Below are 12,807 nucleotides of genomic sequence, written 5' to 3'. Positions count from 1 at the left end.
CGGTATTTTTTAATTTCGACCATTTCAAAACCCTTTACGTACATATGACAAAAAGGGTATTTTTAGAGATATACTTTTAATACAACTATAAAACCTATTAATTAACAATAGGTTATTGGCTTTTTCGACTCCTGGTGCCGCACCATACAAAACGAAGCCCTCGCAGAAATGCGAGGGCTTTGTTGTTTCTGGAGCATCCACTTTTCATCCACACGCTAAAACCTGCTCGCAATGAGGCCGTAAAACCCACCGACAATCTACCAGCCAAGACAAAGGGCTGCTTGGAACACAACGAACGAAGCAATCTCAACCAAACAGCATCTTTTGCCAATGGTCCTCACCCACAATGGCAATCGAAGCGCCCGCCTCCCGCAGCTCTACCGCCTTCATGATCTTCGTTCCATAGGTGCTGTGGCGCCACTGCTCATTGCCCACGCTGCCGACCACCAAGTAATGCACCTTCTTACTCACACCGCCCCCAATCAAACCACCCCGCTCCTCGACCAACGCCTGACAGTCTTTGCGCGGCCCAAAGGCCATGACACCTGTAAACACAAACATCCGGCCATCCCACACCAAATCAGGGGCCGGCAAGTTGAATGGAAGATCCGTAGGCGCAACGGCAACAGCACCGCCGACCTTTGGTCTCTCGATGTCCATTCCAGAAAAGCCATGCAGGATATTAAGCAGCTCAAGAGACTCATCCTGGTCCAAGACATCGTCCTGAAGCATGCACGCCAAACGCGAATACAGCAGGTTGATCACCGGATCGTTCAGGTGCGCCAGATTGCTTTCCAACCATTGCTTCAGGAAAACCGCTTCGGTGGTATTCACCAAGCCATCTGCCGCAATCCCTGCCGCCAGCCCGACCAATGCGTCAGCAGCGCGTCGATCAATGCGGGCACGGTGGAAGAATTTACTGTTTTCGAATTCGTTGTGTAGATCCATTACGAGCTTTCCTTGGATGGTGTTGGCTCGGATGCGGCAATGTCATAAAGCTAGCACTCCGCCACACAGCTGCAAGCTCGCGCTATCCGACCTGACCTCGTACCGGTGATGCGTTAATCCCGGACACACAATTTCTAACCCCGCCAGCATCGCGCCACGATTGTCCCCTATCCGATCGACCGCTACCCTCCAACTGTCGCTGCCAATTCAGCGACCGGGCGTAGGAAACCCGAAGTAAATCAAGGCGCATCAGCTGCGCCTCGCTTACTATTGCAGGCGCTTTTTTTGTGTCTGCGATATGCGTTATGGCGGCTGTGCGCGGGACACCTTCGGGTGTGCCGGGTGCCTTGATTCCCGGTTTTCCTACCCCGTGCATGGCCGCCACCCAATCCCGTAGGAAAGGACGGTTGCGGCTCTCACAGTCAAGGAGCCAGACAATGCCAAATCCGCAAGACCTCAAAACCCCAGGCCTAACCCCCTTCTCCTACCACTCCGACCGCCCGCTATTCCGCGTCAACAGCGGCATCCCCATTAGCGAAGCCCTGTCCCACGCTTCCGACCTGCTCCACGTCGCCAAGGTCTTGGCCGAGGACGCGGCGATGATTCGCAGCACGGATCGGTACGCCTGGGCGTCGTGTTATTTGCAGGATATGAGTAAGGCCGTCATCGATGACGTGGTAAAGGTGCTGGAGGCGCCGGGGAGTAATCCTGCCTAAGAGCTGCTGGTGCAATGCTGCTCACTGAGCGGGGCAGCATTGGGCTTTAATCTGTAGTAGCGCCGCGAGAAAGGGTGCAAGTTAGAGAAGGGCTGCTTCGCAGCCCAGCGGGCGCAAGCTCCCCCGCAACGGGGAGCGGCGGAACCCTCATCTAATCATTTTCCCCGCCGATAGCTTCAGATATGCGCACGACCTGTCCCAAGGCTCCGCTCGCGCTCAACTACACTTTCCCAGAATTCCCCGCTCCAGGAGCAGCATGCGATGAAGATCCGCACCAAAGTCATAGGCTCGGGGTTGGTCAGCCTTTCTTTTGCGCTGTTGCTCGGCGGCATCGGGTTGTGGGGGTATCACTCCATGACCGAGGCCCTGGTGCAGAACGAGACCAGTATTTCGGCCATGCGCAAGCACATGGAGGCGGACATGATGCACGACGCCATTCGTGCCGATGTGCTGGCCGCTCTGCTGGTGAAGCCGGGGGATGCGCAGGGGGCCAAGGAGGTGCTGGAGGCTTTTGACGAGCATTCGCAACGCATGCGCAAGGTGATTGCCGAGAACGCCGAGGCGAGGTTGCCGGAGGCTGTCGCCAAGGCCATTGTCGAGTTGAAACCACAAATCGATACCTACATCGATAAGGCCAAGCAGGTGATCGGCAAGGCGTTGAGTGGTGCGCAGGATGGCCAGGCGTTGCGGACAGAGTTCGACGGGGCGTTTTCGGCGCTGGAGGAACGCAACGAGGTGGTGAGCGAGCTGATCGAAAACCAGGCCCAGTCGTCTCGCCAGCATCAGGACCAGAGTATTCACATGTCGGAGCGCTGGCTGATCGTGACGTTGCTGGCCACGTGCGTGGCGTTGGCGCTGTTGTCATGGAGCCTGCTCAAGGCGGTGCTCACGCCGCTGAATAAAATCATCCTCAATACCCAAGCGATTTCCCAAGGGGATTTGCAGCGGTCGATGGGGGCTCAAAGCAAAGATGAGCTGGGCCAGTTGCAAGGCGTGATCGAGCAGATGCAGACCAATTTGCGGCAGATGATCGCCACGATCCGCAGCCAGAGCGATGAGTTGCACGGCACGTCCCGGACCTTGGGCGATACGGCACGGCACATTGTGTCCAGCGCCGATCAGCAGGCCCATAGCGCGACCAGCATGGCAGCGAGCATGGAGCAGATGATAGCGAACATCAGCCAGATCCATCAGCACGCCGACAGTGCTCGGACGATTTCGGCGCAGTCCGAACAACTGGCGAGTAGTGGTGGCCAGGTGATTCTCGGGGTGGTGGAAGGCATGAACCGGATTGCCGAGGTGGTCAACCAGTCGTCCGGCAAGATCACGGCCCTGGACGCTTCTTCCGAAGACATTCATTCCATCATTCAGGTGATCAAGAGCATCGCCGAGCAAACCAATCTGCTGGCCCTCAACGCCGCCATTGAAGCGGCCCGCGCTGGCGAGGCAGGACGCGGTTTTGCGGTGGTGGCCGATGAAGTGCGTAACCTGGCGGCACGCACTACCCAGTCCACCCAGGAAATCACCGCGATGATCGAGCGCATCCAGACCAGCGCCCGGGATGCGGTGGCGAATATGCAGGCTTGCGTCAGCCGCGTGGACGAAGGCGTGAACCTGGCCCAGCAGGCTGGGGTGTCCATCAGCGAAATCCGCACCGGCGCCCGGCATGCCGCCGAAGTGGTGGAGGAAATTTCCCAGACCATTGCCGAACAATCGAAGGCCAGCGATGAGATGGCCAAGCGAGTGGAGTCGATCGCCGAACAGTCTCGGGAGAACACCCGTTCGATTCACAATTTGACGCAAACGGCGGATCAATTGAACGATGCGGCGGGGTCGATGCAGGCTTCGGTGCAGCAGTTCAAGATCTGATCAAGCAGGGCTGTATCGCACGTTTATGGCGAGGGGATTTAGCGAAACGTCGCACCGCCCCGCAGGGCTGCGCAGCAGCTCCTTTTTATGAGTGCTGCGCACTCAAGCGGGAGCAAGCTCCCTCGCCACGGATTGATTCACGCCTCTAGATAGGTCGCGTTGCCGATTCCGTCAGGTTTTTATATTCCGGCTCACACCTGGCTCACCTCAAACACAAACGAAATCTCCCGTTTCTGCGCACTCCAGACGTACCGAATATGCTTGCCCTGCACCGGAATCGACACCGCTGGCGGGCGGAACGCGGCGACGCATTCGTGGCCGGGCAGGCGGACGCTGTTGTAGAGCAGCCCCCAGGACAGGGTTTCGCGCAGTTGTCGGGCGAACACCTGGGACGGGCCATAGGCGGCGGGGTCCGGGTCGTGGAGATGGGGGTAGTCGTGGCGGATGTCGTGCAGGGGCTTGATGACCTTGTTGACGTAGGTGCGCATGGTCAATTCCAGGTCCGGCTCGTTGGTTGCCCCGAGAAATCGGGCCTGGTGGTAGCAGGTTTCGGCGATGGCCGCTTCCTGGCTGCTCGCGGCGTAGTAGACGCCGAAGGTGCCATCGCTGAAGCGGCTGCTTTTGCCGATGTGGGTAAACGCCGCCATCACGGGTGAGGAGCCGGGTCCGGAAACACGGTCTTCGGGACGCACCCGGGTCAATACGCCGGCCTCGGCCATCAGCCGGTCATTGGTCAACGCCTCCAGGGCATAAGCGATGGGCAGGTCTTCGGGGTCGAGCACGTCTTCAAACAGCGCAATGGGTGGGAAGCTGCTGTTGACGATCCGATAGGCCCGTTTCCATTGCGGGTCCGCCAGTGGTGGCGTCATCAACCGCGCACTCCATCGAGGTAGCGCCGCACGTCGGCAATGTCCACCACCCGTCCGGCCAACATGTAGGCCAACGCCGACTGGCCGTTGAACGGCGCTGCGGTGTTGGGGCTGCTGACCCATTGATGAACGCGGTCCCGGCTGTTGCTGAAGATGATACTCAGCGCCTTGTGAATGCCCATGAGGTAGGAAATACGCTCGAGGGTGTCACGGGGCAGCTTTACGTTTTCCGGTAGTTGTTTGTATTTGTAGAAAGTCGTGTTGCCTATCTTGCCCAGCAACGTGCGCTGCTGCTCGACGCTGCAGCCCCACAACGCCATGAGGTTGAAGAAAAACTTTAGCGCGACTCGACCCGCGTCCGGGGAATCCAACTGTTGCTGGGCGTTGAGGGTGATGGAGGAAGTAGCCATGGGTTTAGGCTCCTTTGCTACGGGTGATACTGAGAGAGTAGTACATATATGGATATAAATTAAGTTTTAATTCGCAAACGAACAAAGAAGATCAGATTGAAATTTCTGAGCCCTCTCCTGTTACATTTCAGGCCTGAAGGAAATCCAAGCACCGGTTGACATAAACCTCACCCATGCCAGAAATCGACCTCAAGAGCCGGCGCGACTGCTGACGCGACAGTGATATATCAAATATCCGGCAAACCAAGTTCTTTCCAACGGGTTTGACCAGTCGCCTCCTTCGTCCCAGGAAAACTCATGCAAGTGACCTTTAGCACCCACTTGCAGGTTGCGTAGACGCCGGCAATTGCCTTCATCTAACCGATCCAGACGTGGCGATGCCTATCTAATGGAAGCGCCACATTTCGGCTGTTCGAACAACTCGGGTATATCAGGCGGGGCCTTTTTCTCCCTGGGAAATACCTGACAAGGTTGCAGGCAAAGCCCATCACGACGCGAATTACACAGTCCCATACACGCCAAACCGGCAAAAACCCAAAATCCCAAATAAGCTCCAACCATCGCCTCCCGGAGCTTTTCGGCACAAAATCGCGACAAGCGGCGCAAGGTGCATGATGATAGCCCGCATGCACTGCCTGACCCGGGCCAGGTGCAAAACTATAGCGAGCCCACTTAAGCAGAGGGCATTACCTCATGGATAGCAGAACCCTACGCAACCTCATGCGTATCGTGCAGACCGGCTCGTTGTCGGCGGCAGCCGAACATTCGTGTCTCACGGTGCAAGCATTGGCAGCGCAGTTGAACAAGGTCGAAGAGCAGTTCGGTTTCCGGTTGTTCCGGCGCTCCAACAAAGGTCTGACGTTGACGAGCCAAGGCTCGGAACTGACCCCTTTCATGGATCAGGTGCTGGTTGCCACCCGGCAACTGGAGGAAAAGGTCGCGACGCTCAAAGCGCCCCGGCAGAGCACGCTTAAAGTGGCGCTCAATACCACCCTGCCAGCGGAGTTCAACCGACGAATGATCGATCGGTTGATCGCGGTGTTCCCCCAGTATCAGTTGGAGTTCAGTTACGCCGAGTCGATGGAGAACCTGAGCAAGCTCAAGAATGAAGCCTTTGATTTGGCGATCCTGATCGGGCACCAGCAGAGCGGTTTTTCCAGCATCACCATGCCAGATGTGCAGGTGCGGGTGGTGGGCGCCCATTGTGGCGACGAGGACGACTCCCTGGGTTTGCTCGGTGACAAGTTTCAGGTGCGTCCGGCAGAAGAATGTCCGTATTCCCACAGTTTTCTTCGATTTCTCGATGCAGGCCTGGGCGAATACGGGTCGAGCCAGCGGATGGTGTATTCCTGCAGTGAAACGCTGACGTTGTCGCTGATCACCCAGCTCGATGGCCTGGGGCTGGTATCTCGGGAGGCGGCACTGCGCAACGGCTTGGCCATTTTCCCGGACTTCGAGGACTTCCTTGAGGTCCGCCTGGCGGTAAACAATCCGGAGTTGTCCGGCCAGGCGCTGCACGATGTGGTGGACCTGACGCTACAGGAACGAACCGAGCGCGATGTACGACGCCGTGCCCAGCGCCACACTGAGAAACAGGTTGCGGCTGAAATACGCACATAACAGTGTCGGAATCGCGGCATAGAATTCCGGGCGATCCAACTGTATCTGCTGATCCTTGATCAACAACGGGGTCAGGCTGATGGCAGCGACGATCGCCACCGGCAGGTATTCCAGGGCGCGGGCGACGAAAGGCGGCCAGTGTTCAGTGTTGATCTGCAACGGCAAGGCACGCGGCAGGAAAGTCACGGCCATCATCAGCACGACGACCAGGATCAGGAACGTTTGGTCAGGCATACGCCCACCCCGCAGCCAACGAATGTGGCGATGAAGACATTGAACGGCGAACTGCCCAGCAGGCTCAGCCCGCCCATGCAGACGACAGCTGCCAGGGCTGCGATCAGCTTGTTACGGGTATCGCACAGCGAAACCAGCACGTAGAGCATCATTGCGGTCAGGGCGTAATCGAGCTGGTATTTGATCAGGTGCGCGGCGTATTGCGCGCATACGGCGCCCAACAGGCCGCCGAGTACCCAGGAGGTGTGGCAAAACAGGTTGAAGCCGATCAGGTAGCGCACGCTCACTGGCGCCCCGCTGCCCAGCTTGACGCTGTGGAAGGCGAACGACTCATCCGTGAGCCCCGCCGCGTAGCACCAGCGCTCGAAACGACTGAGCCCCAGCGCTCGCAAAGCCTTGGCCATATAGACCGACATCAGCATGTGCCGCGCATTGATCAAGAACGTGGTGAGCACGATGGTGGTCAGCGAGGCGCCGCTGGAAATCAACGCCAACGCCGCGAATTGCGAAGCGCCCGCGTAGACGAACAGGCACATCGCCACGGGCAACCACAGGGGCAGCCCCGCGTTGACCGCCATCAGACCGAACACAAACGAAACCGTGAAATAACCCGCCACCACCGGACTGGCTTCAGCAAAGGTACGCGAGGCTTGTGGTTCGACCGCCAGCGGCTGGCTGGAAGTCTTGTTCATAAATCCCTCTCGAAAGTGATCTCACCCCGGGGCTCACAGAACCCCTGGGCAGCCCAAAAGCGCTTGCCGGCCAGATTAGCATCGTCGACGAACAGGAACATGCGCAGCACGCCCACCCGTTTCATATCGGCCGAGGCCGCTTCCACCAGGCGCTGGCCCAGGCCTCGGGTGCGATGCTCCGGACTGACGGCCAGGTGATTGATCGTACCGCGGGTGCCCAGCATGCCCCCGATCACCGCACCGACCACCTCGCCACTGGCATCGACAGCCAGATAGGCGGTGGTGGTGTCCTGCAACAATACGCCCCGCAAAAATCGGGCATCCTGCCACTCGCAGAATGACACTTCGTCGAATCCGCGAAAAAAATGCTCCAACCGCTCCGCATCCCTGACCTGGGCCCGACGCAACAGAACCTGCTGCGCAGAGTCGTCCATGGGTTCGAGCCGTTCAGCGAACAATGTCGAAAGCGGTCCCGGGCCGCGAGAAGGAAATGGCCAGGATCTGCCGGTACGCCATTTCACGGCTGTGGGTGTTGCGGGCCGGGGTGACGTAATGGCGCATGTCGCGATCAAGGAAGAACGTGGTGTCGAGGATGTCTTCGTAGGTAACAGCCGCCAGTTGCTCTTCCTGGGCAGTGTACAAACGGCTTTCTGCACCCGTCACATTATGACGACCCCAGAAGTGCACGCCGCTGAACGGATACCCGTCGCAATGGATTCCTTCAGGGGTGATTTCCAGCTGCTTGCCCGGCTTGATCTCGATGCGGATCTGATGGATCTGGCACTGCCAGATTTCATCGTGCAGTTCCTGTGGCAGGACGTTCTTGTACACCTCGAAGTCCGTATCGATCAGGCTGCGCATCACCGGCGAGTTGATCACTTCGTTGGAAAAATCCTGGAAGTGCCGCTCCAATCCGCCAACATAGCTGTTGTTGGCCTTGGATTGCACATAGGCGCGGTGCTCAAGCTGCTTGAGCTCACGGGTCGTGGGGTTGTATTCGAAGTCGCTGTAGCGGCGAAAACGCATGCCTGACTCGGCCTGGCCGTAGTAGCTGTCGGGCTCCATGTTTTCCCAGCTTTTGGTCAGCCGGACAAAATCGCCGAAATGACCGTAGAGGTTGAAGTCTCCACCGCGAACGTTGACGTATTTGTCACGTCTTAGCGCTTCGCCCACTTCCCTGTTCAGAACGATCATTTTTCATAGGTCTCCGCTACGTTGAGCGGCCTAATCTAGTAGGTGCAGGATTTACGTCCATGAGAAAGATTTTGAAGCATTTCAAGCCCAGCTTGAAACGATGGGTGAAATGCAATTAGTACGACTTTTACTCGGGAAAACAGGCATTTTTTGCGATATTTATGGCGTCAAAAGGCAAAAAACCCCCGAGTTGGCGTCGGGGGTTTTCATCAGGCGCTTGTCACACCATCAGGCATCAGAAGACGTTGATCGGGTAATCCACGAACACCCGAAGCTCATTGCCACTGACGTTGTACTCGCTGGACTTTTGCGACACACGCAACACGGAGCTGCGCAACCGTACGCTCAGGTCCTTGGCCGGGCCGTTCTGGACCACGTACTTGAACTGGTTGAAGATCTCGCGCTCGGTGCCACCTTCGCTGGTGGACGTGGTGATGTTATCGCCACGCACGTAAGCGACGTTATAGGTCAGGCCCGGGACGCCGAAGGTAGTGAAATCCAGGCCATAACCCAACTGCCAGCTGCGTTCGTCTTCAGCGTTGAAGTCGGACCAGTAGGAGTTGGCCAGGTAGATCGTGTTACCGCCGTCGCCCACACGATTCTGCTCGCGTTGATAACCGCCGTAGGCGTAGCCCAGGTTGCTGTCGCCGGTGCTGCGCTGGTGGGCGAGGGTGAAGCTGTGCGGTCCTGTGGCGAAGGTCGCAGCCAGGCTCCAGATCTTGTTGTCGTCACCGGTGACGTTGTTTTCGCGAACGTAGCTGTTGTCCAGCTTGGTGCGATAACCGTTGAAGTCCAGGGTCAGGGACTGATCCTTGGCCAGCGGGAACACATAGTTGGCGTTCACGTATTGCTTCTTCAACACGTCTTCGACGTCCGAGGCGTAGAGCGAAGCCTTGAACTGCTCGGTGAACTGATAGCTGCCGCCCAATACGTTGATCGACTTCAGGCCACCGCTGTCACGGCCTTCGGCGCTCTTGCGCGATTCGGCGGTGAAACGGCCGGCATTCAGTTCCAGGCCCTTGATCTCTTTAGAGGTGATCAGCGTGCCGGTGTAGCTTTCCGGCAGCAGGCGCGAGTTGTCATAGCTCAGCACCGGCAGGGCCGGCATCTGGTCGCCGTAGGCCAGCACGGTATTGGAGACACGGAACTTGACCGCTGCGCCAAACCTGGACAGGTCATCGGCCGCACTGCCGCTGTCGCCTTGCTTGAAGAAGTCGATGCCGCCCGCACCGCTGCGCCCCTTGCCGCCATCCAGACGCAAGGCGTACAGGCCGAACGCATCCACACCCACACCCACGGTGCCTTGGGTGAAACCGGACGAGAACGTACCGATAGCCGCCTGGCCCCATTCGGCCTTGTCCTGGTTGCCGTCTTTGTAGTCGCGATTCATGTAAGCGTTGCGTAACAGCACTTTCAGGCTGCTGTCTTCAACGAACCCCTTGGACTCAGCCTGGTCGTTGGCCATGGCGTGTGTCGTGCTCAAAATCCCCAGTGCGATCAAACCAATGCGCTTGTTCAACATGTTTATTTTCCTTATACGGGTTGATACGCACTGCGACTGGCAGCCGAAATGGCGCTTTTGCGCTCTTTTTCGGACTCTTGCTCCTGAAATAATGAAAAGGCCCGCCCACGAGTGATCGTGTCGGGCCTTTTTATTATTTAAGAGTCATGGCTGTTAGCCACAGGCGTGGGACGAATCCTAGTCGCGCCCTCAACAGCGTGTCAATTTCGTGAATCGTCTGTAATTAGGCGAAAAACATCTAAGAATCACAGCCGTCCAGACCGCAGGCCATCGCCGGGGTAGAGGCCTGCACCGGCACGGCTTGCTTTAACCAATCGGCAAATGCCTCGGGCTTACCGAGCCAGGGACCGATGTCGATCAACGTGAACCGACCGTCCTGCGCCAAGGCAAACGTCGGGAAGCCCTGGCCACCAACCTGGGTCAGCAAGGCCCGACTGGCCTTGATATGCCCTTGCACATCAGCTGCATTGAACGCCGCCAGAAACGCCTGGGCTTGCAGACCGATGGATTGAGCCAGCTCCAGGAGCACGATTTCGTCAGCAATGCGTCGGCCTTCGACGTAGTGTGCGGTTTGCAGGCGCCCCAACAGTTCCAGGCCGCGGCCAGCGAGCTGCTCGGCAGCGAGGATGGCTGCGGTCGGCGGCGCCGAATCGAACACCGCGCTGTCGTCGCGCAACAAGCCTTCGAAATAGGCCTCGCCAAACGGCTGTCCGGTGTATTCGGCGATGCGTCGGTCGTGGGGCATCACGTAATTGCGCAACTGCGGCGAGACCTGCTGGCGATTGGCACCGGTCATCATGCCGCCGCCATGGGCGATCACCGGCAGCACCGCCCGGGCGGCCTGCACCAACGGTTTGGCGCCGTAGCACCAGCCGCATAGCGGGTCATAGATGTAATGAAGGGTGGTCATGGCAACTCTCCGCTGGCCGTGAGGATTCGATGGCAGGGTAGCCTCGGGAGCCCTGCGGAAAAACGCCGGAATGGCGTTCAGTTTGTTTCGTGGATCGGTCGAATGCCTCTCTTGGGTGGACACTGCCCGCTCTCACAGGGAATCGCATCAATCCACAGATCCTTCAGGCACAAAAAAAAAGCGCTGCCATCCCGGCCAGCGCTTTTTATCAATCCGTCGAATTCTATCCTTGCATCACATCCCACAACGCTTCCAGCTCCGCCTCGCTGAACAGGCCAGCGGGGTAGCGCTCCACGATCACCCGACGCGGATCAGGTTCTCTGATCTGACGCGTTCCGTTGGACTTCAACCACTGCGCCAAGGCTTGCAGCGACTCACCATTAACGGCCAAGGGATGGCATGTGCGCTCGCTTATCATATTCATTCCAGCGCCCTCTCCTGGTTGATGAGCGGCCAATTTATCCAAGGTTTATGACAAAACAACTCAGTTCCGCTCCCAAGAACTGTTCGGATGCAGATACAAGAGCTATGCCAATGTATCGGCACCGCCAAGAAACAGGCACAAAAAACCCGCGCGCCCAATCGGGCCGCGGGCTTACCAGGATGGATCCAAAAACGCCGACCTAGAGCCGGCGCAGTCGATATCAGCAAGCTGTTACATCGCCACTCATTTTGTCCGCGGCGCGGGTTGCTGTTGGGTAAGGCAATGGATATTCCCACCACCGAGTAACAGTTCGCGGCCCGGCACCATGACCACTTCGTGCTGCGGGAATAGCTGTTGCAGGATCTCCCTGGCCGGGACGTCCAGCGGGTCGTCAAAACTCGGTGCGATGATGCCGCCGTTGACGATCAGGAAGTTCACGTAAGAACCGGCCAGCCGCACGCTCGGATTGCGCTCCTGGGAACCTTCCACGGCATCCACCCCTGCACATTCCTCTTCGGTGGCATACAGCGGCCCCGGAATCGGCATCTTGTGCACTGTGAACGGGCGTCCCTTGGCGTCGGTGCTGTTTTTCAGCACGTTCATCGCGGCGTGGCAGCGGGCGTAGTTCGGATCCTGCGGGTCGTCGGTCCAGGCAAGCAATACTTCGCCAGGCCGCACGTAGCAGCAGAAGTTATCCACATGACCGTCGGTTTCGTCATTGAACAGGCCGTCCGGCAACCAGATGATCTTGTCCACCGCCAACTGCGCGCTGAGTACCGCCTCGATTTCTTCACGACTCAAATGCGGGTTGCGATTGCGGTTGAGCAGGCATTCTTCGGTGGTGATCAGGGTGCCTTCGCCATCGACATGGATCGAACCGCCCTCGAGCACAAAACCCTCGGTGCGATAACGCGGGCTGCGCTCGATTTCAAGGATCTTGCTGGCCACTTGCGAATCACGGTTCCACGGCGCATACAGGCCACCGTCGAAACCGCCCCAGGCGTTGAAGTCCCAGTCGACACCGCGTACCTCACCGTCGTCATTGATGACAAAGGTCGGGCCAGTATCGCGGACCCAGGCGTCGTCGCTGGACATCTCCACCAGGCGGATATTCGGCACGTCGAGGCGTGCCCGGGCGTTTTCGTACTGGGCCGCGGACACCGCCACGGTCACTGGCTCAAAACGGGCAATGGCCTTGGTCACCGCGACGTGGGCGGCCTGCGCGGGCTTGCCGCCCAGGCGCCAGTTATCCGGGCGCTCGGGCCAGATCATCCAGACTTGGGTCTGGGTCGCCCACTCGGCAGGCATGTGGAAACCGTCCGCACGGGGAGTGCTGCGCAACGTTGTCATGAATCAGGACTCCAGTGAGCGATACAAAAGGGTAACGGCACGCGAGGGA

General features: G+C 58.3%; 14 protein-coding genes. 3 read left to right on the top strand and 11 right to left on the bottom strand.

Annotated features, from left to right (window positions below; translation table 11 throughout):
- Positions 1-306 precede the first annotated feature (306 nt).
- Positions 307-948, bottom strand: a complete 642-nt coding sequence (locus tag ACWNZ1_RS17720; RefSeq protein WP_280944609.1) for a BRCT domain-containing protein — start codon at positions 946-948, stop codon at positions 307-309.
- 437 nt (positions 949-1,385) lie between these two features.
- Between ACWNZ1_RS17720 and ACWNZ1_RS17715 the strand changes: the two genes are divergently transcribed.
- Positions 1,386-1,664, top strand: coding sequence for a DUF3077 domain-containing protein (locus tag ACWNZ1_RS17715; protein ID WP_256454070.1), 279 nt, complete (start codon positions 1,386-1,388; stop codon positions 1,662-1,664).
- Positions 1,665-1,925: 261 nt separating this feature from the next.
- On the top strand, positions 1,926-3,533 hold the full coding sequence (locus ACWNZ1_RS17710) for a methyl-accepting chemotaxis protein (RefSeq protein WP_280944608.1): 1,608 nt from the start codon (positions 1,926-1,928) through the stop codon (positions 3,531-3,533).
- 191 nt (positions 3,534-3,724) lie between these two features.
- On the opposite strand, the gene ACWNZ1_RS17705 is transcribed toward ACWNZ1_RS17710, so the two are convergent.
- Together ACWNZ1_RS17705 and ACWNZ1_RS17700 are read right to left on the bottom strand one after the other, a co-directional pair.
- Complete coding sequence (locus tag ACWNZ1_RS17705) at positions 3,725-4,402, bottom strand: RES family NAD+ phosphorylase (protein WP_135843212.1); 678 nt, start codon at positions 4,400-4,402, stop codon at positions 3,725-3,727.
- The gene (locus ACWNZ1_RS17700; protein WP_135843211.1) at positions 4,402-4,812 is read right to left on the bottom strand and encodes an MbcA/ParS/Xre antitoxin family protein; all 411 of its coding nucleotides are present in this window, start codon (positions 4,810-4,812) and stop codon (positions 4,402-4,404) included. The genes ACWNZ1_RS17705 and ACWNZ1_RS17700 overlap by 1 nt, the downstream gene beginning before the upstream one ends.
- 693 nt (positions 4,813-5,505) lie before the next feature.
- Here ACWNZ1_RS17700 and ACWNZ1_RS17695 point away from each other — a divergent pair.
- Positions 5,506-6,432: a LysR family transcriptional regulator gene (locus ACWNZ1_RS17695; RefSeq protein ID WP_265072591.1), complete on the top strand. Its 927-nt coding sequence runs from the start codon at positions 5,506-5,508 to the stop codon at positions 6,430-6,432.
- On the opposite strand, the gene ACWNZ1_RS17690 is transcribed toward ACWNZ1_RS17695, so the two are convergent.
- From ACWNZ1_RS17690 to aguA, 8 genes are all read right to left on the bottom strand, one after another.
- Positions 6,349-6,666, bottom strand: coding sequence for an AzlD domain-containing protein (locus ACWNZ1_RS17690; RefSeq protein WP_135843209.1), 318 nt, complete (start codon positions 6,664-6,666; stop codon positions 6,349-6,351). The two genes, ACWNZ1_RS17695 and ACWNZ1_RS17690, sit on opposite strands and share 84 nt — an antisense overlap.
- Positions 6,645-7,358: an AzlC family ABC transporter permease gene (locus tag ACWNZ1_RS17685; RefSeq protein WP_135843208.1), complete on the bottom strand. Its 714-nt coding sequence runs from the start codon at positions 7,356-7,358 to the stop codon at positions 6,645-6,647. Before ACWNZ1_RS17685 ends, ACWNZ1_RS17690 begins: the two co-directional genes overlap by 22 nt.
- Positions 7,355-7,792: a GNAT family N-acetyltransferase gene (locus ACWNZ1_RS17680; RefSeq protein ID WP_178084231.1), complete on the bottom strand. Its 438-nt coding sequence runs from the start codon at positions 7,790-7,792 to the stop codon at positions 7,355-7,357. The genes ACWNZ1_RS17685 and ACWNZ1_RS17680 overlap by 4 nt, the downstream gene beginning before the upstream one ends.
- Before the next feature lie 13 nt (positions 7,793-7,805).
- Positions 7,806-8,552 (bottom strand): 2OG-Fe dioxygenase family protein, encoded by a 747-nt coding sequence (locus ACWNZ1_RS17675; protein ID WP_256454068.1) that lies wholly within the window; start codon positions 8,550-8,552, stop codon positions 7,806-7,808.
- Positions 8,553-8,787: 235 nt separating this feature from the next.
- Entirely contained in the window at positions 8,788-10,074 is a 1,287-nt protein-coding gene (locus ACWNZ1_RS17670; RefSeq protein WP_135843206.1) for an OprD family porin, read from the bottom strand.
- Positions 10,075-10,312: 238 nt separating this feature from the next.
- Positions 10,313-10,984: a DsbA family protein gene (locus ACWNZ1_RS17665; RefSeq protein WP_256454067.1), complete on the bottom strand. Its 672-nt coding sequence runs from the start codon at positions 10,982-10,984 to the stop codon at positions 10,313-10,315.
- 223 nt (positions 10,985-11,207) lie between these two features.
- The gene (locus ACWNZ1_RS17660; protein ID WP_109751950.1) at positions 11,208-11,408 is read right to left on the bottom strand and encodes a hypothetical protein; all 201 of its coding nucleotides are present in this window, start codon (positions 11,406-11,408) and stop codon (positions 11,208-11,210) included.
- A 243-nt stretch (positions 11,409-11,651) separates the two neighbouring features.
- Positions 11,652-12,758: an agmatine deiminase gene (gene aguA / locus ACWNZ1_RS17655; protein ID WP_256454066.1), complete on the bottom strand. Its 1,107-nt coding sequence runs from the start codon at positions 12,756-12,758 to the stop codon at positions 11,652-11,654.
- Positions 12,759-12,807 lie beyond the last annotated feature (49 nt).

This window comes from Pseudomonas sp. CFBP 5748 (assembly GCF_053850495.1).
The sequence above is the reverse complement of the archived record's forward strand: the minus strand, read 5'-3'. Positions and strand labels throughout refer to the sequence as shown.